We start from the raw sequence: 26,563 nt of genomic DNA on the forward strand, positions 1-26,563 counted from the left end.
GTGATCAAATTATCTTTGTCAAAAGGGAGTCATAACATGCCAAAAGAAGAAAAAGACAAAAACCAGGAAGTTTTCGATCAGGCTTTTGGAAGCCTGCTAAATACCGAGCCTGAAAACAACATTGAACAGGAACCTGAGACACCTCTGGAAGAGGCACTTTTCGGACCACCGGAAGAACATGTGCCCCTTACCGAAAAGGAGTGGGCTGCAGCCGCTGAGAATTATATCCCTCCGTCCGTCAGTGACGAGCATTGGGAACAATTCGCAGCAAGGCCGCCAATCCCTCCTCTTGATAGAGAACAGGAAGCGCGCGCGGTCCAATTAGGACTGCAGGAACTTCGGAAGATGAAGGAATATACTCATTATATTTACCAGCATATGACCAAAGAATTTAAGGCTATCTATGTTACATACCCCCTGCTGCTGGAAGGTAAGTACGAGGATGTGTATGCGGGTGCTCACAAAGACATCATGGACACGATTGAGGATTTGGAGCATTTGATTGCCGGCGATATTGACGCGGTTCAAGCGGTGAAAAATGATTTTAAACTGTTTCAGCAATTCGAAGAGCAGAGGCTTTCCCTTCTTTATAAAATAATAGATTTCTATAATAAGAAGCTATTATAGAATTTTTTACAAAAAGCACTTGCATTTTCCAGTTCGAGTGCTTATGTTACTGCTTGGACGTTTTATCGTATTGTAACCGTGATTAAGGCAAAAAACCGTTGAAAAATATGCGTAGGGTGGGGAACATCAACATGGAGAAAGCACAACAGGTCGTATCTTATAATGCACAAAGCAGAGGTCATAAGACAAAGGGCAACACTTACAAGGATCGATACGTCGAGAATACTTGCCCAGAGTGCGGAAATGCTCGAGCTTACAAAGATGAATGGAAAACAAGAATCAAGTACACTTGCCTGAAGCGTGCTTGCCGTCATCAGTGGTTCGAGAAAAAGATCATTAAATCCGGGTTGGAGCTTACTGAAGCCGAATAAAATATACGATAGAGAGTCCATCTTATTTGGTGGGCTCTCTTTTTTTCCCACCCTCTCATATCAGCGGAAATACAACATGAGAGGAATTGATTCAAATGGAAAGAAAAATCACGAAGAACATAGTAATACAAAACTGCCTGAAGATTGGAGCAGGAATTGTAGTGGCTGGTTGCGTAGGATTTCAATTTCATGAGAACCAGGAATTGAATAAGGACTTAGAGGCCTTGAATCATAAATATGAAAAATCCGTCCAAGAGTTAGATGAAGCAGCCAAAGCAAATGCACAATTACTAGAGCAAAGCCAGTCTCTAAGCCAGACAGCGGAAAAGCTAAAAAAAGACAAAGGCAAATTGGCCAAGAAGTCTGCTCAGCTTGAAGCAAAGAACAAAAAGCTTGAGACTAAAAATACAGAGCTTGAAAAGAGCAACCGTAAGTTGAAGCTGGGCCTTGAAGCAGAAAAGAGCCAACTCAGGCCAGTAGCCAAAAAGCCGGCAAGCCAAACAGTCAAAGTGGCTGAAGAAAAAAAGCCAAATAAGCCAGCTGCTAAGAATGTGAAGACTGTTGTTCATGGTACAGCTTCAGCCTATACGGCAAGTTGCAATGGATGTACAGGGATTACTGCTTCCGGAGAAAGAGTGGAACGCGGGATGGTCGCCATGGCCAAATGGGTGCCACTTGGCACAAAAGTCAGGATTACAAGTCCTGCCGCTCCACATGTTAACGGAGTCTACACAGTAGCCGATAGAGGTGGAGCGATCAAAGGCAATCGAGTAGACATATTCATGGAATCCCACAGTAAAGCCGTTGCATTCGGTATGAAAGAAGTAAAGATCGAAATCCTCAACTAACCCCCACATAATTTCATCACGAAGGAGGGTGCCCATTGTTTTCGCTACGTTTAAGCGGTGACTTATTGGACATTCGCATTGAATCCAAACTCTCCCACCAGGGCTTCCGTGACTACACGGATTTTATGAGGTCATTGCCCGGCGCCTATTACGTCGAGGCTGAATACAAATGGATGGTGCCAAAGAAAAATATAGATATCTTTGCCCAGCGCTATGAAGACATGACCGCCTGGCACACCACGATTGAAGCCATTAAAGAAATAGAAGAAGTAATTCTCCCCGAATTCCCAACACTCACCGATTTTTCCGATTTTAAATTACACCCATACGAGTTTCAGCAGCAAGGCATATCTTTCCTAAGCCATGTCGGAAGCGGTATTATCGGGGACGACATGGGCCTTGGAAAAACGGTTCAAACCGCAGGAGCCGCCCATATGCTCCATAAGCAGGGCAAAGCCAATAAGATTTTGGTTATCTGCCCGGCATCATTGAAATATCAATGGTCGAAGGAAATAGACAAATTCCTTGGCCACACCAACATTGTTATTGATGGGAAGACTCCGAAACAAAAGCAGAAAGCTCTTAAAGACTTTGTTTCGGGTGACTATCTTTTCGGGATTGCCAACTATGAGCTGGTTCGGACAATGGCTGACCAATTCAAAGAACATCACTATGATGTCATCATTGCAGATGAAGCCCACCGACTGAAAAATCGTAATTCCGCCACCTACAAAGCCGTTTCCTCATTATCCTGTACTAATAGAATGGCAAGTACGGGAACACCCCTTCAAAATAATATCGAAGAATTGTACGCCCTCATGGAATGGGTTCAGCCAGGACTCCTTGGCAATATCACCAATTTCCGAAAAAAACACATTGTTTATGCCTCTAAGTTTGGCCGCCGCTATGTCCCAATCGGGCCAAAACGCCTCGGTGAGCTCAGACGAAACATATCCCCCTATATGCTCCGCCGCTTAAAAAAAGATGTGGCGCAGGATCTCCCTCCAATGATATTCCACCGCCGTGATGTTGAGATGAATAAATCTCAATCTGTCCTCTATGAAAAAGTCCAAGCAGATTTTCTTCAATTGCTCGAACAGCTGTCTACTCAGGAAGTCGAAGGGAAGTTTGATGACGAAGGCAACTGGGTTGAAGAAAAACGCAGCAATGAGGATAAAATTCTTGGTTATCTGTACATGATGGTGGCCATTTCCGACCATCCAGCACTTCTAAAGCATGGAAGGGGAATGTCCAAGCAGTACCAGGAATTAATCCCTGAAGATATCAAGTCTCCTAAACTAGAAGAGCTGCTGGATATCTGTAAAGATCGGATGGAGTCTGGCGTGGAAAAAATCGTGATCTTTACCCAATTTGCGCAGATGCAAAGCATTATAGCAGAAGAGTTAAGCAAGCTGGGAGAAGTGCAAACAGTCAATGGAAGCATGACTTCCGCTAAAAGACAGGAAGCATTTGACAGCTTCCAGCATAATGAGAATTGCAGATTCCTAATCGGTACTGACGCCATGAATTACGGGGTCAATCTCCAGTTTGCCAATACCCTGATTAATTATGACTGCCCATGGAACCCCGCCGTCTTTGAACAAAGGGCAGGAAGGGTTCATCGCATAGGGTCCACTCATGACGTGGTGGACATAATTAGTCTTGTAACATTGGGAACCATTGATGAAAAAATCCAGGAAACACTGGAAGAGAAACGCAGATTAGGGGAAGCGGTCATTGAGCGTAACGCTTCTGAGCGCTCCACCATGAATAGCTTAATTGCTTCCATTAAGAAGCAGCCTAAATCATAAAATCAGCCCGTCCATTTGGATGGGCTTTTTTAATACACAAAAGGAGAGATTTTAATGACAACTCTAACAAAATCAAAAGTGGATCAGTACTTGGAGAAGAGGAAAGAAGCGGCAGAGCTGCGGATGATTCTCGAGAAGTGGCAGAATTTTTATTCCAATGAAGCCATTTTTCATATGAAGTCAGATACCCTTAGCCTACTAAAAAGAGAGATGGATGATTTGAAGTGTCACCGTGATCAGGCTGAATTGGAACTAAGGAATTTCTGGTCATCTATGACTTTGGAGGAAAGGGAAGAATCCCGCCAGAAGTATTATGGGAAAAAACATTAATAGACTATAGGGACGCGAAACGTTGTTTGAATATGGAAAAAAATATGAATTATCATAAAAAAAGGATATTAAATAAGACTTATTTACCATATAATTAATGGTGGATAAATCATTAATCCGGAAGGGGAATAAGCTTTATGTTCCTCCCCCCCCCTTACTTAAAAAGAAGTTTATCCAGGAGGCAAACATGTATGAAATATTTAATTATATTTTTATCCATAATAGTGTTAGCTGGCTGCGGTGATACGCAGGCTGGTGGTTCTAGTAAAAGTACTTTTCGAGATACATATTGGGGGATGACACAAGAGGAAGTTAAGGAAGCAGCTGATACCTCAATGAATTTTAGAAAGGAATCGGATGAATTTATTTATTACAACGGTACTTTAAATAAAGAAGATGTTGATATAGTTTTTGAATTTGATAAAGGAAAACTAATATCTGCTTGGTACTCAATCGAAAATGGAATTTCAGATGAAGATAAGTCACCTATTTTCGTTACTGAGGGGAAATTAGAAAACTTTGAGTCTGACATTATTGAGCAACTGGAAAAAAAATATGGGAAACCAAAAGAACTTGAAGGAGAAGATGAAGATACAAGAAAATATCTTCAATTTGAAGACAAGGATACTGTCATAGAGTTTAACTCTCATGATAGTTATTTTTTAAAATTTGTCAGGATAACTTATAGCAGCAAAGAGCATATTGATCAAATAAAGGAAGACAAGGAAAAGGGTATTGAAGAAGAGTTGTAGGAAATGAGAAAAATAAATATTTGTGTTGTTTTAAATCATTTGGACCGGTGCTTAGCACTGGTCTTTTTTGTTGCAAAGGAGTGATAAGGTTGGAGCAATTAGAGTTACTGGGTGAAATGAAGGATTTCCGCCTGCATAAAAAATATCGGGAAGGCGTTTTTAAAACCCGAAGTGAAATCATGAGGGAGATGAATGAAGAAGGGCGTACCAGGATATTTTCTGTTTTGTCATTCGGAGGAGGAACCCAGTCCACACACTTAATGGAAATGCATCTTCAGGGCGAAATCGACTATGACTATATTATTTTTTCCGATACTGGTGCCGAACCAGAGTTCATCCATGAACAAGTGCGCTGGTGGCAAGACCGCCAAAGAGAATTGGGTAATACCACTCCATTCATCATTACAAGGCACAGCAGCATGGATCGGGGCCTGGAAGAAATGCTGATGCGCTATATCCATACAGACTATCAAAGGTTTCAGATGCCTGTTTATTGTAATCAAATCGATGAAAAGACGGGTGAAGAAATTAAAGGAGGGCTAATGCCAAGACAGTGCACAGTTGATTTTAAAATTGTTCCGGTCCAGCAGGCTGCAAGAAAGAGAATCCTTGCGGATTTAGGGCTGGGCTCCAACCAAAGAATGCCATCTGACGTTGGGATAATTATGGATATCGGATTCAGCTATGATGAAATGAACCGTATAAATTTATACCGATCTCCTCAATACAAATATATTTCTCTGTCATATCCTCTAGTCGAAGAGAACATGACAACAGAGGAAAGTATTCAATTTTTGAAGGACAACAATATGCCAGATAAAAGAAGCCGATGTTATTTGTGTCCTTTCAACTGTGATTCCAGGGGAGTGGATTGGAGGGAAATTATTGTCCATGAGTCTCTTTCTTTCCTCAAGGCATGCTATTTCGACGAACAGCTAAGAAAAGTTCAGAAAACTGGTAGAAAAAATATGAAGAGTGTTCCGTATTTTCATTATTCCCGTATGCCTTTAAAGGACGCATATCCGGAAGATTATGAATTCCTATCAGCTATCTATAAGAATGAGCTGGATGATTGGATTTCTTCATGGTCCACCATTTTGAGTGAAAAATACGGAAAAGTGATAGCGGCATAAATTTCTTTTTGTCAAAATAGGAGGATAGTGGAGATGTTTGATCCGAGGAAAACAGAAAGAGCCTTCATCCGAAAGGTGAAAAAGTCAGAAGGCTTATTTAAAACTGCAACCGGCAAGGACAACCGGATTGTCGATATAGATAAAGATGCATATTCCATTTTAACTGCCAAGTCAGCAGGAGGTAACAAAATCAAAAGAACTATGGTGCGAAGGGCAATTCAGTATGTCTACCATGTTAAGACAGTAACTAGAAAAGATTTGGAGAAGTTTTCCCGCTTCTCTTCCGCTCTTCTCGGGCTGCTGCGTACCATGCTTAGAGAATCGGTCAAGTATGTAAAGACTCCTTCTGGATTATACCGGCTTACGCTTAAAGGGGTCCGTTTCTTTTTCGCTGGGTGCAGCAAGGCAAAAACAGATATGGAAATGGTAGCGAAGTATGGCGGGCGCTATATTTTGATAAGTTACTATTATGTTAAGAACGGAATCATGTGGAGAAAGCACGCTGAAAGACTAGGGCTCAAAGTGCTTCTGGATAGCGGGGCATACACTTTATGGGAAGCAAGAAAAAAAGGTCGCAAGGTCAAAGACCTGGATATACGCGAATATGCTGCATTCATCAAAAAACACGAAGATATTCTTTTGGGCTATTTTAATCTAGATGTTGTCGGGGATTCTGAAAAGAGTAAAGAACATGAAAACTTCCTGAAGTCCCAAGGGCTAAAGCCAATACCTGTCTATCACGTAGGCTCTCCTTTGGCTGAGCTTCATTCCATCGTCAAAGAAGACCATCCGGTGATTGGGATTGGAGGCTCGGTGCGAAAGGGGGAGGGGAAACGATTAAGATATTTTGAGGAAATCTTTAATGCTTTTCCCTTGCAGAACTTTCATTTTCTCGGAGGAAGCTCTAATCTGGTTACTGCCTTCCCTTGGTTCAGCGCGGATTCCACCGCCTGGATTGGAACAAGGAGCTATGGAAGAATCATAGATGAAAAGGGTCAGCGTTATGCACCCCAAATAGATGAAAAAGAAAGAATGCAAATTACCGTTTCCTATTTATCCGGACTGGAAAGGATTACTGCATAAAAAAGAGCGACAGTTGCACTGCCGCCACAGGGGATATGGTATCCATCCAAAAAAGGATCTAACTAGGGGTAACATACTTTACCCTTTCTTCCTGCCTATTAAACCAGAAAATAGAATAACGCTGAGGTTCCGTTCCTCAGCGTCATTGTAGGTTGGGGGAACAACCTGAGAATAATAATGCACAATCACATATATATCCCTATAATCAGGGATTAAACCTCAAATTAAAATTTTTGCTAAAAAAAGAAGTTATAGCTGGAACCAAAAAGGGTATAGAGATAAATAATGTTATAATTACATAATTTTATTAAAAAGTAGGGTACTAGAAAAATAGTATCATAACTTTTCCGGGCTAGAGCAGACCTATGATTTTGTCTGCATCTAGCTTTTCTTAGTTATAACCCTACTTTCCATTTTGGTAAGTTTTGAATAGTTTTTACAGCAGGGATTGAGGTGCGGGGAATGAAAAAAATTCTGATTCTTGAAGATGAAATCGAAATCGGGCAAACCCTTCAATATATTTTGGAGAGAGAGGGTTATGAAGCAGACCATCATTCGTCCGGGGATGAAGCGGTCCAGGCAGCATTGGAAAAGGATTACGATTTAATTTTATTGGATATTATGCTGAAGCAGCAAAGCGTGGATACGACTATCACCAATGGTCTTGAAGCGGCCAGGAAAATTAGCCAGCAAAAATCTACACCCTATATCTTTCTCACCTCGAGGGCAGAATCTTTCGATGTGATGGTAGGTTTGGATTTGGGCGCTGAGGATTACATTACAAAACCCTATGATATTACAGAGCTGCTTGCGAGAATCAGGGCGGTTTTGCGAAGGCATGACAGGACAAATGCTGGCATCAATACAGGGATTTTGGAATCTGGCCCTCTAAAGGTGAACCTTTTATCACATAAGGTTTGGGTAGATGGGATAGAGGTAAAGCTCCCCAATCAGCAGTTTGAATTACTGCATTATTTAATGGAGCACAAAAATGAGATTGTTTCCAAGGATGAACTTTATAAGAATATCTGGGGATATGAACCCTATGCAGCTATGGGCACGAATACGCTTGAGGTCAATATTAAACGCCTTCGAAATTCTATAGGTTCACAGTTGATTAAAACGATCAGGGGTAAGGGCTATGTTTTGGAAGCGGATTAAGATAATCGCAGATGGTTCCCGGCTTCAAGGCAGAATTATACTGACTGCACTGGCCATTATCGTATGTTCTTCTTTTCCAATCAGCGCATATTTTCTATATCAGGAAATGGAGAACGTTGCTACCACCGTCTGGAGCAATATGCAATGGAGAGCATTTAAAATAGAGAATGCCGTCAGGGGGGCTGGCAGCGTTGAAGATGTAAGCCCAACTTTTTGGGATGGGATGAACTATCCTGGCGAAGATATAACAGTAACTGAAGACAATCAATCTTATGCAATTCCAGGTTTTGAGAGGGAAACGGAGCTTAGCAGTTTTGAAAGCGAGATGGCTTCTAGCTTTATTTCCCTTTTGTTTAAGTTGAATGAAGGCAATCTCAAAAAGATAAAGAAAAATCACGATGTTGAGGTCTATCTAAGTGAAGGGAAATTACAGGGTGTATTCATTCACCGATTTGTTCATTATGAGACTCAACGGCCAGTTGAAGTCAAGCTTTCAAGAAATGTTTGGCCGGCTTTAAGTAAACCTGTAGATGATTATGTGAATAGGGTTTTGATTTTCCTTGGATGGTTTACACTTATTGGTTTTTTGGGAACCTGGCTCATATTGAGACTTATCTTCCGTCCGTTAGGGAAAGCCATTGATGAGAGTTTTGAAGAAGTTAAAAATAATAATTACCGAACAAGGGTTAGAGTAGATCCACGGTTTGGAAGAGAGATATCAAGAATCATAGATAAGCTGAATTCTGTACTAGACAGAATGCAAGAAATTGTCAGGGATAATATCAATTCTATGCAGGATGTGTCCCATGAAATCAATACACAGCTTACTGCCATAAAGCAATCAGTCGATGTTATCAAGCTTTATGGCAATGGTGATAAGGCGCTGGTCAACCAGAGACTGTCCGCGATTGAACAGAGTGTTGAGAGGACAAAACAAATCATGCTGGCATTGCTTGCATTGGCAAAATTAAGGCAAGGTTCCTATGAGGCTAATCCGATGGAACAGCCGGTTAGATCACTTCTTGAAGACTTTATGGCACATCAAAGGCGTGTATTTTCCACTGCGGTCTTTAATGTACAATACGAATCGGAAGACCCTAAAATCTATATAGACCGGGATCATTTCCATCTGGCACTCAACCCGATAATAGAAAATGCGGTGAAGTATAGTTTTAAAGACAGCAAGGAAGTCATTGTAAAGGTAAAGGAAGTCGGTAAGGAAACGCATGTGAGTGTCACAAACAGCGGGAATCAAATTAGTCCTAAAGAAGTTCCCCACCTTTTTGAGCGTTATTACAGGGGAACTAATTATAGCTATAAGCAAGGCTCTGGTCTTGGGCTTCATATAGCCATTGAAGTTGTAAACTTGTACAAGGGAGCAAGAATAGATGTTGTCAGCGAACAAGGCTTTAACACTTTCACTCTTGTATTTCCAAGAAAAAAATAAGAACTAGAAAAGTCCAGGATATTTTCTTGGGCTTTTTTTCATTTTGGGTCTTGAAAATTATGAATCAAGTGGATACATTACTAACCGTATGAAAGGGGAGGCAGCTATGAGCTACTCTTTGGACATCAATGAAAAAGAAATGAAGCCAGGCCGAATTTACCTTGGAACCGTAAAGGTTGAGATGGGACGTATGTTCATCTTCGGGCAACAGGAAAGACTTCACCAGATGCTGTCTTTTGTCCCAGGTTTGGGGAACGGCGCATATGAGGTCTACGGAGAGATCAAGAACGTGCCCGGACACGGTTTCCGTGTTGTGAAGGTCGAGATAGAGTTTATTACTGATGATGAAATCCTTTATCTCGAAAAGGAAAATGCGGACTGCGTTATGGAGGTAGCATTTTAAGCTATGGAGTTTCAACTTAGAAAGAACATGCTGGATTATATCGACGAAATGACTCCTATCCTGACCAGATACTTAAAGGAATGGAACGAGAAAATGATTCATGGAATACCTATAGGGAAAAGTTTTTGGTATGACCTGTTTGGACGAAATATCAAGCTCCTCATGGAACCGAAGACGTTCTTTGAAGGCAGTGTGCCGGATGGGATTCTGCGAATCTTTATTGCTCCGTACATTAATGAGGATAACCCATTTCAGGTTCTGTTTGTTTATAGAGTCGAAACCATCATTTCAACAACAAGAGAACACTCTGTCGAATACTTTTCAATTGGAGAAGAGCATTTGCTGCTAGAGTATTGCGAAGAGAGAGGAATCGAATAAATGTGGATTTTCTCTGTCATCTCTTCTTATTTGTTTATAGGTTTATTTTATGGAATGAATCACACAACACACATTATCAACACCCTGAAACTTGCTGGGGAGCAGGAAGAGCTGCTTCGGAAAATGATATCAGCGTATACTTACACGCCGCAAGGGGCTGAGTACTTTATGGAGCTCCAAGAACTCCATATTCAAAAAGCAGAAGCCTTAGAAGAATATACAGCCTACAAAAAGAATGAACATCGTTATATGGTTTTAGTCTTTGTGCTGGGCTTCCTATTATGGCCGTATTACTTATTAAACATCGGAAAAAAGAATTTCACCGAGAAGGGGAATTAACATGACGACTATTGAAATAGAAAATCCAAACAATGCAGATGCATATCAGACTGCTTATGCACTTCAACGACTGAGCGGGGCGATGAAACGCTATGTAGATGAAAGCCCTCTGGCAAGGGAACGTGTCATTGGAGTAAAAGATCCTGAAACAGGAATCATTTTGACGATAAAAGAAAAAGCAGAGCTTTAATAGCCCTGCCTTCTTTTTTTCCGCATCTCAGTATATTGCAGGACCAATGAGTCTGGTATGGTTCGATAAAGCTCATCCGGCAAGTGGCGAGCTTTAGCCCCCACCTCCCTTGCTTCCTTCTCCAACTCCTTTAAATCCTCTGCAGAATAAGGTGAAACATCAGTAAGCCATTGGTGCTGCCCGCAGCTTTTGCACTGGAGAAGAAGGTTGCCATTGTCGCTTTCTTCAAAAATCATGAGGGAACCAGCACAGCGGAAACACGCTCTGCCCCCGTCTTTCCAGTCCTTCGCCGGCTGGCCTGAAGTGCCATCCCAATGCTTAATCCAATCCTTAAAGACATCTTGGGCTAATTCTCCGAATTCTCCCCATTGTTTTTCGTCTTCTTTGCGTTGGGAATAGAGGGTGTCCTGGTCTTGGTGGGAGGGTTTTTTCTCGATAGCCATTGTAAAAACTCCTTTCGAAATGAGGTGAGAAAAATGTCACTTAAGAAAATACATCAAATAAAAGAAAAATACGGTACGGATGATATCGTGGAAATGGTCCACACGTTTCTTACCGAAGAAAATGCACAAAATCAGCAAAGACGCATAGAGGAAGGCAGGCTCGGAAAGTTTTATCCGTCATCGGTGGGCCGCTGTCAAAGGGCAGTTGCCTATCAGATGCAAGGCTATCCGACAAAGCCCATTAATGGTCAATCCTTGCTGATTATGGAGAATGGGACGAGCTTTCATAATAGGATGGAAGATATCTTTGAAAGAATGGGAATCCTCATAGCACCCGAGCTGTCTTTAAAACATAAGGAGCTAAGGATTAGCGGGCGTTCGGATGCAATCATCTGGAACTTTTTGCTCGATAAAGGTGAACCGCCTGGGGAGGAAATCTCTCTCTTTAGAAAAGAGCAGGTTGAAATCCAGGAGGGCGACGAGCTTAAGAAGGTAGAAGAGGATATTGAAGTCTATCGTGGTCCAAACAATCATATCCTCATTGTCGAATTCAAGTCAATCAAGAGCAAGAACTTTCACAAGCTGCCAAAAACGAAGCCGGAGAAAAAACATGAAATGCAGCTGCAGCTGTATTTTAAATTAACAGGGATCCGAAGAGGTCTTGTCTATTATGAAAACAAAGACACACAAGAAACTAAATACTATTTTGTAGAGTATGACGAGGCAATGGTTGAAGAGACGATAGCGTATATCAAAGATATTATTCGTTATGTGGACGGCCACGACTTGCCTGAAAGGGAAGGGAATCCGCTTGATATCATGTGCCGATATTGTGATTTCCGCAATATCTGCCATATTCCTGTGTCAGAGGAAGAATGGCTATCTATTTATTTTGATGAACAAGAAGATGCTGCCTAAATAGGCGGCTCTTTTTATAGGAGGGATTCGGTTTGAATTATCAATTTGTTTTTCCCGAAACCATGTCTGCCCGAAAAGCAGAGGTGGGCGATAAGGTTATCTATCAGTATCCTGAACATGGATATCAGTACGATCAGAAGGAAGCTGCCCAGCACCTTTCACTAGGCGAGGAATATACAATAGAGACCATCGTAGTCGGCCAGTCGCTGTCATATATGACACTCAGGGAGATTCCAGGAGTGGAATTCAATACCGCACTATTCTTAAGCAAAGACAAGGAAAAGAATGAAGTTGGATGACGCTGAAAGGCGTCTTTTTTTATTGGGGGAGATATGTATGTATATTCATAAAGTAGCCTCACTATTTAACTCCGAAAAGATCTATCATATGTGTTTTGACATCGATTCAGGTCATCGTCAAGCTAAACAGCTCAAGGAATCACTCCTTGTCCTTATTTCAAACTCAGTTGACCTATCCATAAAGTCCTCGAGCAACGCAGCGTTTAACGCAGCATTCGATTATATTAAATACGATCTTGAAGGAAAAGTTCCAATTAGAAATATTGTCATAACCAGGGGGGAAGGCCCCTCGGTTGAAACAGGTATTCCTTATACCGTCTCTAATTGGGATGAAGGAAACTTAGTTCTAAGGTCTATGGCCAAAACTGCACCGGATTGCGGAGGTTATGATAAAACGGATTTTGTGATTACCTTTGAAGATGATGAAACTTACATTGGTACCTATGATTTGAAAAGGAAGGATATGCATGAGGCTGATTTGAAGGGCCATGTTTTAAGCCATGTAGGGTACTATGCAGGTATTCAGAAGCCACCATGGATGAAACAGGAAGCATATCATAAAGATTTAGCTTCGTTTGAGCCTGGCATGAAAGAAGAAGCAAGGGAATATCTAAGCAAATACTTGTCAAACTAAACAATTTTATAATGACGTGGTTCGAATGTGACTTTATAATTAGTTATATAACAAAAAATGGTATAGGGGGGAGAGTTATGGGATTTCGTTTTAGAAAAAGTGTCAATCTAGGCGGGGGTGTCAGATTAACTGCAGGGAAAAAAGGTGTAGGGATATCCGCTGGGACGAAAGGCTTGCGTGTAAGTCATGGAGCTGATGGAAAAACTAGGGTAACTGCATCCATTCCTGGTACGGGCATTTCCTATCAGGAGACGATAGGATCTAAAGCCAAAGCACCAAAGCAGGAGCAGAAATTGCAACAGAAACCTCCTGTTAGCTCTAATTATCAGTTTAAAGGCATCGTCAGAAATAAAGTGGTAGATGGGGAGCGCCAATCACTTTCTGTATTGCTTGGTCAGCTGTGTACTGTTTATATCAACAATGGAGAAATTAATATTATTTCCGATAACTCTGAGTTGGGTGGCGATATTTTACCCTATCACTTGAATCAAATAAAACCAGAAAAGAATGTTCGTGACAGGGGATTCTGGATCTTTAAGTATAAAGAAGTTGAACTTAAACTAACTTTAGAAACCGATAGCGGCTGGCAAACGGTATACACTCTTATCGTAAATGAACAAGTTGCAGATCAATTCATGGAATGGTTTGAAAGAGTTAAAAAGTAATATCAAAAAATATGGCCTCATTGCTATTAGCAGGGAGGCTCCTTCATTGCTGATTCAAGTTTTTGTTTGATTTGTTTCCTCTTATTCCATATCGTATCACGATGATAGCCCATTCTTTCTCCGACTTCTTCATACGTATATCCTTTTTCATCGTAAAGTGACAGTAGGGTACGTTCAAAAGGGGTGAGTATACTGAAGGGGAATGTAGCTGTTTTACCTAGAATCCAATTGAGTCCAAGTTCCAGTGATTCTCTTTCAAAATAAAGGTCAAGGTACCATTGGTCCTGGAGTTCTATTTCATCATCATGTTCTATAAATTCGTCACCTTCATGTAAATTGCTGTAGAGGGAAGGGTCTTTAAAAAGGTTTCTAAAATGATTGTGTGCGTAGAATTTATAGCTGCTGTAGAGGAATCCGCAGAAATTTTTTTTAGGGGATTTCTTTTTGTAGCGTTTAGCCATGTAGAGAAGGACGTAACATAATTCGTGGATTAATTCAGTGTCATTCAAGAACTGCATACGGTCATTCATCCGCTGGACAATCTTACGGGCAGCTTTCTTTGTTTCTGCATACTGAAAGCCGGGAATTAACGCCTGCTTTACTTGTTCGTCAGCAGTTGAAAGCCGTATAAATCCCCTGGTGTCCCGGTCTCGGAAATTGATGACTCCATATCGCAGAAGGTTGAAGTACTTCTTTATAAAGCCACTAAGGTCATCAGGTTCTTCTGCATATCCAAAAAGCCGGACCATTTCAAACCCAGCTTCGACAGAACCTTCTTGGAAGGACTTCACTAATTTTTCAATGTGCTCGTACTGGGCTTCTTTATCTTCCATACTTCTTTAAATGCTCCAAGATCCGCTTCATCTTGACTTCATCATCTGAATGCTTCTGTTTCTGCTGATATTCAGCAACTTCCTCAAACAGCTGCTCCTCAAATTTTTGAATATCATCCTCGTTATAATTCATGGCTTCATCCATCTCCAGTTCATAAATCAGGTTAAGAAGATCATCAATCTGCTCATCGTCCTGCAGTAGATGTGACAATTCCCCAAGAGATAACTCCACACCAACATTCCCGCGGTAAATTTTCATGCTGCCACCCCTTTATGCATATCGACGCATGCCCAAGCGATTCCAACAGAATCAGTCATATCGTTGTCTTTCTTAAAGGTAAGGCCTTCTAGTTCATAGATGGCAACAACTTTGTCGAAGGTGTCCTCCTTTTTGGCGGAACCATAACCATGAAAGACTTTGCGCCAGCTGGTAGGGTAGATTAATTCAAGTTCGACACCCTTAAGCTTTGCCATAAGGAGGTAAATGCCAGTGGTCCGGCTTAATTTTTTCACGGTATCAATGTTTAATTTAGCGTATTGATCTTCGCATAAAACCTTGGTGATTTCATACTTATCCATTAGGGATTCAATTACTTTATACTGTACTGCAAGCTTTTCTCCGTGGTCATCAATTTTCGAGATATCAATCTTTCCTTTTTCAATGATATCTTTATTCTCATCCATCAAGCAGAAGCCTGTGCACTTGGTTGAAGGGTCCAAGCCCAAGAAATACATGTTGTTCAACTCCTATAGTAGCATAGATTCATAGAGGGAAGGGAAAATTATTCATTTTCCCCAATTTCTTCAAGTTGTGTTTCCATCTCTTCATTTAGTCCAATTCGAATCGGAATGATATCTTCATTTGTCACAATAATGATGGCTTGGGAAGGATCGCTGTTAGCTTTGAATTTACGAGAGTAAGAGTTGCGGCCCATCGGGGATCCAACTCGGATTTCAAGATTTCCATAGTTTCGCTCGATGACTTCAAAGTAATGGAAGTGACCCATGATGACGGCATCGTAAAATTCTTCATCAGCAGCAATATGCTTGTCTATTTTTCCTTTATCTGTGCGCTTTTCAAAATCTCCATGAACCAGCTTGATGCGTTTGCCATTGATTTCAACGACATGCTCATAATTAAAGTGCTTGTCCGCCTCGATGAATTTAACTTTTGGCAGGTTAAGCAGCTCAAGAGTGTTCTTGATGTTTTCAGCGATGACATACATTACGTTATCGGTATCAATAACATCTGTTTTGTTTGCCTGGAAGCGGTCATGGTTACCGGCGATGCAGAAGAAATCGACATTCACATATTCTGATAGATTCACAATGAAGCTCGTGATCAGTTTGGTTGCCTTTACAATTTGCTCTGCAAGCGGAAATTCGGCTTCGTAGCTCTGATTAACATTTCTCATATTGATGTGCTCAACCATGTCTCCGATACACGCAACAGTTACATCCCATATGCCAAATTGATCGCAGTACTCCAGGGACTTTTTAAGCAGCTTGTCAATCCGCTTCTGAGCTATTTTGAAATTGTAGTGGTTACCTTTCATGTGGTGGACAGTTGCACCGATATGCCAGTCTGTAATGACGATAATGGCTTTTGTAGAATGGGTGAATTGATAGGGAGGGTTTAGAGCCAGGGGAGGGATTTGGAAGTCAGTGTCATCAAGCATGACATTTCGTACTTCTTCAGCGATTAATAGGGGTTTAGACAATTCTCTTTTAACCTTGTTGAGCTCTCTTTTTACACGCATAAAATCTTGTTTTTCCAAATACATTTCACCCACAGCATGTTTGATTGCTTCAAGCTTTCCATCTGCAATCATGTCTGTAAAACGCTGGGCATTGGCAAGCCTTCCGACTTCTTTCTGATAATGCTTAATTAGGGAGCGGTAGGGTTCATTTGTATCCGAGTCGTAAAAGCCGGCTAGTTCCATCAGTCTTTTATGCTCTAGCCAGTTTGTTTTACGGGACGGACTCATTTCCTGCAGCTCGAGCTTAATATCGATGGCCTTATCAAGGTGTTCTTTAGTTACGGGTGTCATGATGTCATCTGAATTTCGATAGCTTCTCACGATGTTTTGCTCCTCCGTTTTCATCGGATGAAGGGAAGGGGAATAGTTCCCTACTCCCCGTCCTCCGCTAATATAGATAATCCATGGATCATGTTTTTCATATAATCTTTTACGTATTCATGGGCCCACTGTGGAATCTTCTCGTAGCGTACAGACCCGCCAACCAAGCACTCTCTCAGTTCGATTCGCTTTTTGAACATCAGATCAGCCACATCACCTTCTACCATGTCGCCCAATTTTCCGATGCGTTTGGAAAGTATGATTTTGTCTAATTCATTAGATAAATCATTGTGTTTTTGCAGTAGGGATGAGACTGCCTTGGAAGTGATGCTGTTTAGAAGATGTTCCTGCAGCTCGTCTTTGAAGGTTGGTTTAGGAGGGGTTGTGTCAATAGTGGCGAAAGTAGGTTTTGAATTCCAATAAATTGAGCCAGAACCTACATTGACATCATTGATAAAAGTTTGTATATGGTCTGCTTTGATATGGTCTGCTTTGATGTGTTCTGAAGTACCAATATCGCCAGATATAATAAGCTGTTCTTCTTTTGAGTAAATCTGCTTATTTTCAAAATCAATCGTAATGGTCTCTTCCTCATCGTCTTCTTCTTCAACCTCATATAGCGGTTCAGTGTATTCATGTTTTTTCATGTGTTCTTCTCCTCATTGAAATAAGTTTCTAGTATCTCCTTAACATGGTTGCTCCACTGTTTTATGGGCACTCCCATGTCTGCTATGGTTCACTTGTTCTTAGCAGCTTTTCTGCGAGCGGCACGATTCATAAATGGAACCACTTTGTTTTTATCCATCTGCTCCATTTTCTTTTTCGCTTCTTCATATATATTGATAGAGCCATCCAGGATATTGATCTCTTTTTCGAGCTGGTTGACTTGCTCTTCCGTCATTTCATCGGTAAAGACCTTTTCAAGAACTTCAGTCTTTTCAACATAAAAAACGGAAGCAACAACAGACCCTTCTTCATCAATACCGACCTCAACCATATCAACACCTTCCCGTATATAGTCATTGAGGCGAAGATACTCTATGATGGTTTCCTGGGTTAGAACTGTTTTGATTTTATTCACTTGAGTATTGGTGTCCAGCTTGACCCAGTTAGGGGTTCTGTCAACGAGTTTATCAACGATTTCTTCCTGTGCTTCTTTAGTCAGGTGGACAGATTTTAAGATAGCCTGCAAAGCAAAGTCGGAAACATGGATATGGTCAATCTTCATATTGCCGATCTCTTGTTTAGTAATAAAAATGCCGAGGACTTCTTGCTGATTAGTCATTCTTTTCGTTCTCCTTTTTCTTTGTCTTTTCTTTTGGAGACTTTTCAAAAGACTTTTCCAGATCCTCATTTAGGATTTTAACGTCGCCGCTGTCAGCAAGCTCCATCACTTTTTGGCCTTTTTTGTTAATGAATTTAAGCATGTTCAATCCTCCTATTTCTTTTTCTAGGAGTATTTGAACCATTAAAAAACCACTTGTAAAGGAAAATCTCTACAAATGGCTGTTATTGTGCGTGATTATTCAGTGTTTTGTGTGGTATTATATAAATTGGAATAGTTTAAGATATAGAGTCGAACATTATGAGGTGGAAGAATTGAACAAACACGAAGCCCTGCAGATCATTAAAGACACCTTCGGCCATTTTATTTACGAAGAGAATTTAATGATAGGGACAACTGAGGTATTGCTTTACTTCCCGACTATGGGCATCGCCATATTAGAATCAGAGGACAAAGTTATCTCTAACAATAAAGTAGAAGACCTAAACGAACACCTAATTAGAAAAGAATTAGATGCAAAGCCTATATATCTAAACCTAGAACAGAATAATCCTATCGGATTTATATTGAACGATATTATTATAGAAGCCGGGTTCATACCCACCGACTTAAACATAGAGGGTACGAATAATTAATTTAATAGTTAGTTAGAGAGAAGGCATTCAGAGTGTCTTCTCTTTTTATTTTCTGTCCTCATTATATCGAACAAACGTTCTGTTATCAACCCATTAACAGAAAAAAATTACCGATAATAAACTTGAATGGATTGGTATTTCAGATATAGAATCATTTTCCATTTTTTTATTGAGTAAAATGAACTAATGTATTACATTAAAAATAAAACAATATGAGTAATAGGGGGGAGAAAATGTTCTGTACGAGTTGCGGTACACAACTGAGGGAACAAGATTCATTTTGCTCCAAGTGCGGAAGGTCAGTTAATCCGACAGTTGGAAATACAGCTCTGGATATAGACCAAGAGGCGATTGGTCAAGAATCGGAAGATTTTTCGCTTGAACAAAAATTGGAAGAAGCGTTTGTAGGGAAAAATTACGATACCTATATTGACAGATGGGATAGGCTTGAAGAAAAGAATGGTAGAATTAGCTGGAATTGGGCAACATTTTTATTTGGACCGTTTTGGTTTGGGTATAGAAAAATGTATGTTCCGCTGTTATTTATTTTAGTTGCTTATTTATTTGTTGATCTGATTTTGTATGCAACTGGATCTGATCTTTGGAATCTTTTTATTTTTCCTTTAACTATTATCCTGGCGATGTTTGGAAATTATATTTATCTTAAACATACAAACAAACATATAAACAAGGCGAACTTAACCCCATTGAATAATGAACAAAAAATGTTTTATTTAAAAAGAAAAGGTGGAACCAGCTGGTTAGGGGTATTGTTTACTGTAATTAGCTTATTAATTTATGGTGTTCTTACTGCTTTTATTTTCCCGACCGATGAAGACAAAATAATGATAGTGAAAAACGGATCGTTTTATGACTATCCGACTACTACTGTCGGAAATGCCTTTGAGGATTACTTTTCCGAACCGGAGTGGGAGTATGTCTCAGGTAGCGCCTATGATATTGTGCGATTCACCGGATATGACTTATCCGAGGAAGGTAACGATATTGAAGTTACAATGGATTTTATAATAACCGATGATTCATTTGAAGCTCATTCGGCATGGATAAATCAAAATAAACTATCTGAAGACGACATGTTGTCGCTATTAGACTCGCTTCTCTCCGGTCGATGATATTTTGATTCCGAAAAAAAGACCACGTTTATTCGTGGTCTTCCCCATTATACGGAGATGTGCTAGAACTTGAACCCAGGAATCTGGCAAGCTGTAAGCGGAGTTCTTCCATTTCAAGCAATAGCCTGCGATTTTCAATTGTCAGTTCGGTATTGGTGATCCTCAATTGGCTCATTTCTGCCCGGAGACTTTCTATCTCCTCACGGTATCCCCTAATCTCTTCCCTTAGCTCGGTACGAAAAGCCCGCTCATCTTCTGAAAGGGATTGCCGATGGACTACCAGTACATCTTTTTTGTTTGTGTTCCTGGCGACAAAATAAGTTGTGACTGAGCCGACTATCCCGACAATGGCCGGAATGATTAACTCAACAAGTGTTATGTTCATCTTTTCCACCACCATTGCTAGAGGATAGCCAGAAGATCATCAAAGAAACTAGAAGGTATGTCCCGCTCCCTGTACTGAATTGCCCGGTGTTTAAATCATTAACCAAAAACATACAGGCAATGAATGTCCAGAAGAATGAGGCTATAGCTAATCCAATAGGCTGCAATTTTTTAAATTTGCCAAATAGCATCAGGGTTTGTCCGCAAGCAATGAATAGGGCAAATGCTCCCCATGCTGCTTCGGGTGCAAGGTTGGCCATGGCTGCATAGGCACTGTATTTAAAAGTGTTGAAAGGGAAAACCAGGCATAACCCCCACCATAATGCCAGGCCGATATGGTAAAGCTCGATGATACGGTTGGCCGTTAGTTTTTTCAAAGAATTCACCCCTTTTCCGGGGTTAGAATTGCAATCTATCGCAGTAGTTCAACATCGAGCAGTTTTTGCACATGAAAGACTGCCGAGGATAGAAGTCTTCCTGCCTGATTCCGTTGCTAACCCCTTTCAAAACGCTGTTTAGACGTTTGATTTCATTTTGGTCTCTGTAGAGGAGGAGCCGCTTGTCTGTTCCGATATAATCAAACACAAAGCGGTCGGGTGCTGAATTGAATAATTCCTGGAAGGCAAGAAACATAGCAGTTGCACGGAGGTCGTGTCTGAGGAAAAAACCAGAGGAAGCGTCTGTTTTGTTGTTGGACGTTTTAAAGTCCACTATCTCTATCTGTCGCTTCTTGTTTTCATCTGTATACTCACGAATCAGTTCAAATTCGCCTGTCAGAATCAGGTCGTCTTGAACGGAGATACGGAAAGGGTAATTGACGGCAATAGGGGTCCCGGGGTTGTCTTTGTTTTCATGATAAAAAGCATAGGTAGCCTCCATGCCCCGGTTTAAAATCTGTTGCGTTCGCTGATGGTCCGTCCCTGTGCGAGCAAGCAGGAAGTTTTCCTTTGTCCGTTTATCCTCTTCGAAAATGGAGTAATAGTAATGAGCCCATTTATCCCGCATTTGCCGGAGTGTTGGAAGCTTACCTTGCATCACTTCATGATAGAAATAGGATATTGTTTGGTGAATGCCCTTGGAATAGAGCACGGCACTTTTGAATTCATCTTCTGATGGAATCTCATGAATCTTGGCCAGCTTATATTTCATAGGGCATTGCAGGTACGTATAGATATCGTCCATGCTTAGTTCGAACTTTGTCATGTTAAGTATAGCTCCTTACCAATGTGCTCTTTCTCTATAGCAGCGATAATGGGTCTGATTCAGGCGCTCCCACTCAGGATCTGCCTTATGTCCGTTTGAATCCTGCTGAGCATCGACTATCTCTCCGCCGCAGTAACGGCAATAGGGCGTATACTCCCTTGCCTGGAGGTTCAAGTCCCGCTCCCAAATCGTTTCGCCTTTAACAGCTTCAAAAGGGGTGGCACCATAGATTTGATAGACATTTTTTAATCCGGCCATTTACTCTTCCTCCAAGCAGTGTTTTAATGTAGCCTCAATATCAATTTCCTGCCGGTTTCGTTCTTCCTCAACCATCAGGGAGATACAGGGCTCCATCTGTCTGGCAAGTTCTGACTGGGATTGCCTCAGACGGTAAAGGAGCTTCATTTTATTCTCGAACGAAAACTCATTCCACTCCGCTTCGCCAATGTAAATGTTCATGGTCTTGCCGGGTTTTTCATTGTCAAATTGATAAGACACGTTTACTCGCCCCAATCCATATAGTCATTAGCTGATTCCTCATATGCATAGGAACCACAGACCGGGCATCCTTTTGTATCTCGCTCGTCAATTACATTCTCAATCACGTATTCATGGGAACAATTCAGGCATTCTACCCATTTTTCCCCGAATTCGAAGTCCTTCTTCCTGCGTTTCATCATTGTCACCTCTCTTACTGGATATAGAACAACCTTTTTGGAAGTTTATTGTCAAACCCCTATTTGTGCACTTCCTAACCGCCTAACTCTCTATTGATTTTTAATAGAGTGAAGGGTTGTAATAGGGTCCAAAGGTGGTGAAACCAGATGAAAAACTACGTGGAATTCTTGGAAGAAAGCATGCAGTTGTTTTTGCAGCTGGAGAAAGCTTCCCGAAAAAAGAAGAAAGCATTAGCTGAAAAGATAGCGGGCAATGAAGTAGGGGAAATTCTTTTGAACCTATTAAAAGACGAGGAAGTTCGATTCTTTGATTTCGTTATGCCGCCAGCAAAAGAAAAGAATGATGGACGTGAGCGCCTATCAAACTTCCTCCGGTTTGTGGAAGCAACTAAGTCGTTGAAAAATCCACATGTCTCCATGAATGGAGAAGCTATGGCATATGTGTTCAGCCATTTCGATGAAGAAGAACAGAACACTTACAGCATGATCCTGACAAAATCTGTAGTCTTCCCAAGTACAAAGGCAGCACAAAAAGAAGAGCAAGCCGGATAATTTTCCGCTTGCTTTTTTTATTTGTCTTGACTTTCTTCTGCAAGTGGTTATGTTACAAACGCCATGAAAGGAACGGTTCAAGATAGGGAATGGCGGGCTAACGCCCGCTCCCTTTTTGATTTTAGAAAGGGGAGAAACAGTTTGGGATTTGGTAATTACATGATCATATTAGCAACGCGTTTTTTGCAAGACATCAAAGAATTTCCTGTGGACGCCCACGGGAAGATCACATGTGAACCGCGATATAAAAAGGAAGTTATACATGACATAGGGGAGCTTTTGGCTGGAGAAAGCGTAACGGCAAAAGAAATGGGGGAGCTGTTCAGGAAGGAAAAGGACAATCCCAATAAAGCGCTTTTCTATAAACCCAGCAGCCTTCTGGAGAGCAAGGGCATTGCAATTAAGCGCAAGCCTTATCGGGAGCCGGATAACCTGCTGGTACCTGGTCAGTTTTATTTTCATCCAAGGCTGCAGGCTACACCTCCACCGCCAGTCCTGCAGATTTTTGATGACGGAACATTTAAGGCCTCCTATGATGAGGAGCCGTTTTATTTAGAGATTATAGACAAGATAACGGTTAGGGATTTGGTTGATTACTTTTATGCAAAATTCTATTCCGTATGCCCTGACTCCCACTACAGCAAGGATGCCGGAGCATTTGAACACATGCTGAAGTTTTGGGATGTGGATTTCATTTTGTACTTAGTAGATGAGGCATTTGCTTGTGCGCTGGATTCAGGCAAAGAGCTTCCAAAATCGCCTTTGGATATTCAGCAGTATGAGGCACAGGCTGCTGCTGTTTATGAGGCACGAAAAAATACATGTTTTGAGGAGGGATTGGACCGTGTTCACCCCCGGACAATTATTTAATACGGCACAAATTGTTCAAACACCGGCCATGCCGGAGTCACTGGCCAACCCTGCACCCTTTTATATAGAGTTTGGCCGAAACAAACCGGGTAAAGAGGGGGCTAACATCTTTATCCGGAATGAATACAGGCAGGTTAACTGGATGAATTATCAGCAGTTTGTACAGGATTATATCCGGAACAATCCTGAGTGGGGACTGTACACTACCGCTTTTCAATACAGTACGTCCGACCCCTATACCGCCGACTTGCGCGGGGATTTCTTTATTGATTTCGACGATGAAGAAGATATCAAAAAAGCCCAGGAGGATGCCCTAAAGATTATCCAGCATCTGACAATCAGCCCGAATTACAAGATTCCCGTGAACATGATCCGTGTTTATTTCAGCGGGAAGAAAGGCATCCATGTCATTGTTCCATTCAGGTGTTTTGGGGTTGAATGGCATCCCCATCTGGATAAAGTGTACAAAATCATGGCAGAAGAGCTCATGCCTTTTGCACCAAATAAGACATTGGATATGAAGGTATATGAACGCAGAAGATTGTTCCGATTGCCCGGAAGCAAACATCCATCAACAGGCTCTTATAAAGTGCCGATGGAATTAAAACACCTGCTGGCCAAGTCAGAATCAGACATTCAGCAGCTCAGCAAGGAACCACAATATGGGGCATGGATTCAATACGACAATCCACGGCCAATCCTTGAAGCGCAAAGATACTTTTCTCTGTGCGAGCAGAAATTCATTCACCGGTTTAAGAAAGTTTTCAGTAAATCCGGTGAAGACCAAACGCTGGATTTTGACCCGCCATGCTATGAAGAAATGATTGAAAATGGACCTGTTAAAGGTTCTAGGAATCACATTGCCAGTATGCTGGTTGCTTTTTGGAGACAGCGGGGCATCAGCGAACAGGATGCCTGGGATATGCTGGTGGATTGGAATAATGGAAGCCTTACGGAAAGGGAGCTGCAGACTCTGTTCCGTTCCAATTTCAAGGGCCGATATGTTTATGGCTGTAATTCTATTAAGCTGCATGCAAACTGTCCTGCCACATGCAGGGACGACTGTAAGTTCTTTAAAACTACTTAGAATTATTTTTTCTACAAGAGGTACCATCAACATGAGCAAGGAGTGTTACGATGTTCGACATCGCAGAAAAAGAGCCGGCTGCTGCACAGGATCCGTTCTCTGATGCAGCTGCCTGGCCTAATAAACCAGAAGCGGAAAACCCATTCGGAAATATGCCTTACAATGTAGTGAATAACCCGAATGAGCTATCGGCTGAACTGATTAAATCGGTAGCAGGTGATAAGCCGCCTTTCTTTAGAACGAGAATGCTAGATACCATTGACGCCGTGGAAGAATACTCATGGACACGCGGGGAAATGGGAGGATTGGACTGGGGATTTGACAGTCTCAATAAAGCATTCGAAGGATTAAATACGGGTGTTCACTTAGTTGGCGGGCAAAGTAATATTGGGAAATCCTCCTTTATGATGCAGCTGGCATGGCAGGTTGCCCAGGCTAACCGAATTCCCTCAAAAGAAAGACCCCGAAAAGCATTTGTCCTCTATTTTTCCCTCGATGACAACAACAATGAATTGCTTCCGCGTTTTGTCGCAATAGATCAGCGGATCCCCATTAACGTTGTACGTTTCCCTAAGAAATACCAAGATAATGCCACATACATGGAAAAACGTTCCATTGGTGTTGAAAGACTGAAAGATTCAGCAGACTTCATCAATATTGTGGACGTAAACAACGGCTCTGATATTGAGTACATTGAAAAAACAATGGAAGAGTACCATGTTGAGCTTCAGAAGGTAGACCCGGCTTACCAGCTGGTCGTATTCATTGATAACTTCCATGACATCACGATTGGTGATGAAAAGCTCCGCGCCAAAACAGGCGGAGAGAAATATGATCACATAGCTGACTCTTTGACGAAGATTGCTACAAGATATGACTGCCCCATCGTATGTACTGCAGAATTCCGTAAACTGAATGGAAACCGCAGGCCGACTGTAGAGGATTTAAGGGATTCCGTTAAGATTCTTTACGAAGCGAAAGCTGTTATGCTTTGCTACAACGAGGTTTCCTTACGCGGCCAGCAGGCAACTGTAAACTGGATGCGCTCTGACAATCCAAATAAACAGGCTGTTTACGAGGTCCAGATCGGTAAAAACAAATTTAGCAGCTTTAAAGGCAGATGCTTCTTTGAATTCATTCCTGAGATGGCTTATTTCAGGGAAGTGCCGGAAGCCGGAGCGCAAAGGTATGCCCAAATGATTTCAGGGTAAAGGGTGGCAAGTGCTGCCCTTTTTCGCTATTGACATAAAATACGCAGTAAGGAAAGGATGGTAAAAATGAAAAACACAAAAATTATTTCAGGCTTCCCTGCTATCGGAAAAAGTTATTTAACCCAAAATACCGAGTTGACTGTTTTAGATTCAGATAGTAGTAATTTTTCTTGGATTAGAGAAGGTGAAAGGCATCCCGACTTTCCAAATAACTACATTCAACATATCAAAGATAATATTGGAAAAGCCGACTACATCTTGGTTTCTTCACACGATATTGTTAGAAAAGCATTGGAAGAGAACAATATTGCGTATACCCTTGTATATCCTTCTAAAGAGTTGAAAAGCATGTATTTAGAAAGATACCGCAATAGAGGAAACGATGAAAAATTTATCTCTTTTATCAATTCTAATTGGGATAAATTCATTGAGGATATTGAAAAAGAAACATTCCCAGTGCTATTAAAGCTAGAAAGCGGAGAGTTTTTAGAAGATGTAGTTATGTCGTAGTTCGAATGAAAAATTCAAATAGGGAGTATATGCAATGAATATTAGAGACCTGGAAATTATCAAAGCTGCTTTAGAGGGAGATATTATCAGGCAAAAAGAAAGTGAAAATGCAGACCACCCTGCTTTCCAAGAATGGCTGAAGGATACCGAGAAACTATTAAAGAGGGTATCTATCCAAATCATTGAACGAAAAGGAAGGCTGAAAATGCTTGAACAATATAGATACAAGCGCTAATTTACGATGCCAAAAAGGAAAGGAGGGAACATATG

The 26,563-nt window shown here is 41.2% G+C and carries 40 protein-coding genes; 26 read left to right on the top strand and 14 right to left on the bottom strand.

Annotation, left to right across the window (positions count from 1 at the left end; genetic code table 11):
* Window positions 1-36: 36 nt before the first annotated feature.
* From IRB79_RS27250 to IRB79_RS27310, 14 genes are all read left to right on the top strand, one after another.
* Complete coding sequence (locus IRB79_RS27250) at window positions 37-627, top strand: hypothetical protein (RefSeq protein ID WP_243510209.1); 591 nt, start codon at window positions 37-39, stop codon at window positions 625-627.
* 162 nt (window positions 628-789) lie between these two features.
* On the top strand, window positions 790-924 hold the full coding sequence (locus tag IRB79_RS28125) for a hypothetical protein (protein ID WP_279401071.1): 135 nt from the start codon (window positions 790-792) through the stop codon (window positions 922-924).
* A gap of 169 nt (window positions 925-1,093) precedes the next feature.
* The gene (locus IRB79_RS27255) at window positions 1,094-1,846 is read left to right on the top strand and encodes a 3D domain-containing protein (RefSeq protein WP_243510210.1); all 753 of its coding nucleotides are present in this window, start codon (window positions 1,094-1,096) and stop codon (window positions 1,844-1,846) included.
* A gap of 35 nt (window positions 1,847-1,881) precedes the next feature.
* The gene (locus IRB79_RS27260; protein ID WP_243510211.1) at window positions 1,882-3,657 is read left to right on the top strand and encodes a DEAD/DEAH box helicase; all 1,776 of its coding nucleotides are present in this window, start codon (window positions 1,882-1,884) and stop codon (window positions 3,655-3,657) included.
* Window positions 3,658-3,711: 54 nt separating this feature from the next.
* A complete protein-coding gene (locus IRB79_RS27265) occupies window positions 3,712-3,987 on the top strand; it encodes a hypothetical protein (RefSeq protein ID WP_243510213.1) in 276 nt (91 codons plus the stop codon).
* A gap of 191 nt (window positions 3,988-4,178) precedes the next feature.
* Window positions 4,179-4,739 (top strand): hypothetical protein, encoded by a 561-nt coding sequence (locus IRB79_RS27270; RefSeq protein WP_243510215.1) that lies wholly within the window; start codon window positions 4,179-4,181, stop codon window positions 4,737-4,739.
* Window positions 4,740-4,819: 80 nt separating this feature from the next.
* A complete protein-coding gene (locus IRB79_RS27275) occupies window positions 4,820-5,872 on the top strand; it encodes a hypothetical protein (protein WP_243510216.1) in 1,053 nt (350 codons plus the stop codon).
* 33 nt (window positions 5,873-5,905) lie between these two features.
* The gene (locus tag IRB79_RS27280) at window positions 5,906-6,955 is read left to right on the top strand and encodes a hypothetical protein (RefSeq protein ID WP_243510218.1); all 1,050 of its coding nucleotides are present in this window, start codon (window positions 5,906-5,908) and stop codon (window positions 6,953-6,955) included.
* 462 nt (window positions 6,956-7,417) lie between these two features.
* Window positions 7,418-8,116 carry a response regulator transcription factor gene (locus IRB79_RS27285; RefSeq protein ID WP_243510219.1) on the top strand — a complete coding sequence of 233 codons (699 nt, stop codon included), beginning with the start codon at window positions 7,418-7,420 and terminating at the stop codon, window positions 8,114-8,116.
* A complete protein-coding gene (locus IRB79_RS27290) occupies window positions 8,097-9,563 on the top strand; it encodes a sensor histidine kinase (protein WP_243510220.1) in 1,467 nt (488 codons plus the stop codon). Before IRB79_RS27285 ends, IRB79_RS27290 begins: the two co-directional genes overlap by 20 nt.
* Before the next feature lie 106 nt (window positions 9,564-9,669).
* Complete coding sequence (locus IRB79_RS27295; RefSeq protein ID WP_243510222.1) at window positions 9,670-9,966, top strand: hypothetical protein; 297 nt, start codon at window positions 9,670-9,672, stop codon at window positions 9,964-9,966.
* A 3-nt stretch (window positions 9,967-9,969) separates the two neighbouring features.
* Window positions 9,970-10,344 carry a hypothetical protein gene (locus IRB79_RS27300; RefSeq protein WP_243510223.1) on the top strand — a complete coding sequence of 125 codons (375 nt, stop codon included), beginning with the start codon at window positions 9,970-9,972 and terminating at the stop codon, window positions 10,342-10,344.
* Window positions 10,345-10,683, top strand: coding sequence for a hypothetical protein (locus IRB79_RS27305; protein ID WP_243510224.1), 339 nt, complete (start codon window positions 10,345-10,347; stop codon window positions 10,681-10,683).
* 1 nt (window position 10,684) lies between these two features.
* Window positions 10,685-10,873 carry a hypothetical protein gene (locus tag IRB79_RS27310; RefSeq protein ID WP_243510226.1) on the top strand — a complete coding sequence of 63 codons (189 nt, stop codon included), beginning with the start codon at window positions 10,685-10,687 and terminating at the stop codon, window positions 10,871-10,873.
* Here IRB79_RS27310 and IRB79_RS27315 read toward each other — a convergent pair.
* A complete protein-coding gene (locus IRB79_RS27315) occupies window positions 10,870-11,316 on the bottom strand; it encodes a hypothetical protein (protein ID WP_243510229.1) in 447 nt (148 codons plus the stop codon). The genes IRB79_RS27310 and IRB79_RS27315 overlap by 4 nt on opposite strands.
* A 33-nt stretch (window positions 11,317-11,349) precedes the next feature.
* Here IRB79_RS27315 and IRB79_RS27320 point away from each other — a divergent pair, with 33 nt between their 5' ends.
* From IRB79_RS27320 to IRB79_RS27335, 4 genes are all read left to right on the top strand, one after another.
* Window positions 11,350-12,234: a CRISPR-associated protein Cas4 gene (locus tag IRB79_RS27320; protein ID WP_243510231.1), complete on the top strand. Its 885-nt coding sequence runs from the start codon at window positions 11,350-11,352 to the stop codon at window positions 12,232-12,234.
* 32 nt (window positions 12,235-12,266) lie between these two features.
* On the top strand, window positions 12,267-12,533 hold the full coding sequence (locus IRB79_RS27325) for a hypothetical protein (protein ID WP_243510234.1): 267 nt from the start codon (window positions 12,267-12,269) through the stop codon (window positions 12,531-12,533).
* A 37-nt stretch (window positions 12,534-12,570) separates the two neighbouring features.
* Complete coding sequence (locus IRB79_RS27330; protein WP_243510236.1) at window positions 12,571-13,167, top strand: hypothetical protein; 597 nt, start codon at window positions 12,571-12,573, stop codon at window positions 13,165-13,167.
* Between the two features lie 77 nt (window positions 13,168-13,244).
* Window positions 13,245-13,832, top strand: a complete 588-nt coding sequence (locus IRB79_RS27335) for a DUF4236 domain-containing protein (protein WP_243510239.1) — start codon at window positions 13,245-13,247, stop codon at window positions 13,830-13,832.
* A 26-nt stretch (window positions 13,833-13,858) separates the two neighbouring features.
* Here IRB79_RS27335 and IRB79_RS27340 read toward each other — a convergent pair whose 3' ends face one another.
* The 7 genes from IRB79_RS27340 to IRB79_RS27370 all read right to left on the bottom strand — a co-directional run bounded on the left by IRB79_RS27340 (window position 13,859) and on the right by IRB79_RS27370 (window position 18,173).
* The gene (locus tag IRB79_RS27340) at window positions 13,859-14,665 is read right to left on the bottom strand and encodes a sigma-70 RNA polymerase sigma factor region 4 domain-containing protein (protein ID WP_243510240.1); all 807 of its coding nucleotides are present in this window, start codon (window positions 14,663-14,665) and stop codon (window positions 13,859-13,861) included.
* Window positions 14,655-14,924: a hypothetical protein gene (locus IRB79_RS27345; RefSeq protein WP_243510242.1), complete on the bottom strand. Its 270-nt coding sequence runs from the start codon at window positions 14,922-14,924 to the stop codon at window positions 14,655-14,657. Before IRB79_RS27345 ends, IRB79_RS27340 begins: the two co-directional genes overlap by 11 nt.
* A complete protein-coding gene (locus IRB79_RS27350; protein ID WP_243510244.1) occupies window positions 14,921-15,400 on the bottom strand; it encodes a crossover junction endodeoxyribonuclease RuvC in 480 nt (159 codons plus the stop codon). Before IRB79_RS27350 ends, IRB79_RS27345 begins: the two co-directional genes overlap by 4 nt.
* Before the next feature lie 47 nt (window positions 15,401-15,447).
* Window positions 15,448-16,746 carry a metallophosphoesterase family protein gene (locus tag IRB79_RS27355; RefSeq protein WP_243510246.1) on the bottom strand — a complete coding sequence of 433 codons (1,299 nt, stop codon included), beginning with the start codon at window positions 16,744-16,746 and terminating at the stop codon, window positions 15,448-15,450.
* Window positions 16,747-16,796: 50 nt separating this feature from the next.
* Complete coding sequence (locus IRB79_RS27360) at window positions 16,797-17,393, bottom strand: hypothetical protein (RefSeq protein ID WP_243510247.1); 597 nt, start codon at window positions 17,391-17,393, stop codon at window positions 16,797-16,799.
* Between the two features lie 89 nt (window positions 17,394-17,482).
* Window positions 17,483-18,031, bottom strand: coding sequence for a hypothetical protein (locus IRB79_RS27365; RefSeq protein ID WP_243510248.1), 549 nt, complete (start codon window positions 18,029-18,031; stop codon window positions 17,483-17,485).
* A complete protein-coding gene (locus tag IRB79_RS27370) occupies window positions 18,024-18,173 on the bottom strand; it encodes a hypothetical protein (protein ID WP_243510249.1) in 150 nt (49 codons plus the stop codon). The genes IRB79_RS27365 and IRB79_RS27370 overlap by 8 nt, the downstream gene beginning before the upstream one ends.
* A gap of 172 nt (window positions 18,174-18,345) precedes the next feature.
* Between IRB79_RS27370 and IRB79_RS27375 the strand changes: the two genes are divergently transcribed.
* On the top strand, window positions 18,346-18,666 hold the full coding sequence (locus IRB79_RS27375; RefSeq protein ID WP_243510250.1) for a hypothetical protein: 321 nt from the start codon (window positions 18,346-18,348) through the stop codon (window positions 18,664-18,666).
* A gap of 233 nt (window positions 18,667-18,899) precedes the next feature.
* Entirely contained in the window at window positions 18,900-19,799 is a 900-nt protein-coding gene (locus IRB79_RS27380; RefSeq protein WP_243510251.1) for a DUF2628 domain-containing protein, read from the top strand.
* Between the two features lie 28 nt (window positions 19,800-19,827).
* On the opposite strand, the gene IRB79_RS27385 is transcribed toward IRB79_RS27380, so the two are convergent.
* From IRB79_RS27385 to IRB79_RS27410, 6 genes are read right to left on the bottom strand one after another with little or no spacing between them, the layout of a single operon-like run.
* The gene (locus IRB79_RS27385; RefSeq protein ID WP_243510253.1) at window positions 19,828-20,184 is read right to left on the bottom strand and encodes a hypothetical protein; all 357 of its coding nucleotides are present in this window, start codon (window positions 20,182-20,184) and stop codon (window positions 19,828-19,830) included.
* The gene (locus tag IRB79_RS27390) at window positions 20,165-20,560 is read right to left on the bottom strand and encodes a hypothetical protein (RefSeq protein WP_243510254.1); all 396 of its coding nucleotides are present in this window, start codon (window positions 20,558-20,560) and stop codon (window positions 20,165-20,167) included. Before IRB79_RS27390 ends, IRB79_RS27385 begins: the two co-directional genes overlap by 20 nt.
* A gap of 22 nt (window positions 20,561-20,582) precedes the next feature.
* A complete protein-coding gene (locus IRB79_RS27395) occupies window positions 20,583-21,386 on the bottom strand; it encodes a PD-(D/E)XK nuclease family protein (protein WP_243510255.1) in 804 nt (267 codons plus the stop codon).
* Window positions 21,387-21,401: 15 nt separating this feature from the next.
* Complete coding sequence (locus IRB79_RS27400) at window positions 21,402-21,644, bottom strand: hypothetical protein (protein WP_243510257.1); 243 nt, start codon at window positions 21,642-21,644, stop codon at window positions 21,402-21,404.
* Window positions 21,645-21,884: a hypothetical protein gene (locus tag IRB79_RS27405; protein WP_243510258.1), complete on the bottom strand. Its 240-nt coding sequence runs from the start codon at window positions 21,882-21,884 to the stop codon at window positions 21,645-21,647.
* A 2-nt stretch (window positions 21,885-21,886) separates the two neighbouring features.
* Window positions 21,887-22,066 (bottom strand): hypothetical protein, encoded by a 180-nt coding sequence (locus IRB79_RS27410; RefSeq protein WP_243510260.1) that lies wholly within the window; start codon window positions 22,064-22,066, stop codon window positions 21,887-21,889.
* A gap of 144 nt (window positions 22,067-22,210) precedes the next feature.
* On the opposite strand from IRB79_RS27410, the gene IRB79_RS27415 reads away from it, so the two are divergent.
* The 6 genes from IRB79_RS27415 (at window position 22,211) to IRB79_RS27440 (ending at window position 26,528) form a co-directional block, all read left to right on the top strand.
* Complete coding sequence (locus IRB79_RS27415; protein ID WP_243510263.1) at window positions 22,211-22,615, top strand: hypothetical protein; 405 nt, start codon at window positions 22,211-22,213, stop codon at window positions 22,613-22,615.
* 141 nt (window positions 22,616-22,756) lie between these two features.
* The gene (locus IRB79_RS27420; RefSeq protein ID WP_243510265.1) at window positions 22,757-23,485 is read left to right on the top strand and encodes a hypothetical protein; all 729 of its coding nucleotides are present in this window, start codon (window positions 22,757-22,759) and stop codon (window positions 23,483-23,485) included.
* Entirely contained in the window at window positions 23,460-24,572 is a 1,113-nt protein-coding gene (locus tag IRB79_RS27425) for a hypothetical protein (RefSeq protein ID WP_243510267.1), read from the top strand. The genes IRB79_RS27420 and IRB79_RS27425 overlap by 26 nt, the downstream gene beginning before the upstream one ends.
* A gap of 50 nt (window positions 24,573-24,622) precedes the next feature.
* Complete coding sequence (locus tag IRB79_RS27430) at window positions 24,623-25,783, top strand: DnaB-like helicase C-terminal domain-containing protein (protein ID WP_243510269.1); 1,161 nt, start codon at window positions 24,623-24,625, stop codon at window positions 25,781-25,783.
* Window positions 25,784-25,849: 66 nt separating this feature from the next.
* Complete coding sequence (locus tag IRB79_RS27435) at window positions 25,850-26,293, top strand: hypothetical protein (protein ID WP_243510271.1); 444 nt, start codon at window positions 25,850-25,852, stop codon at window positions 26,291-26,293.
* Between the two features lie 34 nt (window positions 26,294-26,327).
* Window positions 26,328-26,528 carry a hypothetical protein gene (locus IRB79_RS27440; protein ID WP_243510272.1) on the top strand — a complete coding sequence of 67 codons (201 nt, stop codon included), beginning with the start codon at window positions 26,328-26,330 and terminating at the stop codon, window positions 26,526-26,528.
* Window positions 26,529-26,563: the final 35 nt, after the last annotated feature.

Source organism: Cytobacillus oceanisediminis (assembly GCF_022811925.1).
GTDB classification, from domain to species: Bacteria; Bacillota; Bacilli; order Bacillales; family Cytobacillaceae; genus Cytobacillus; species Cytobacillus oceanisediminis_D.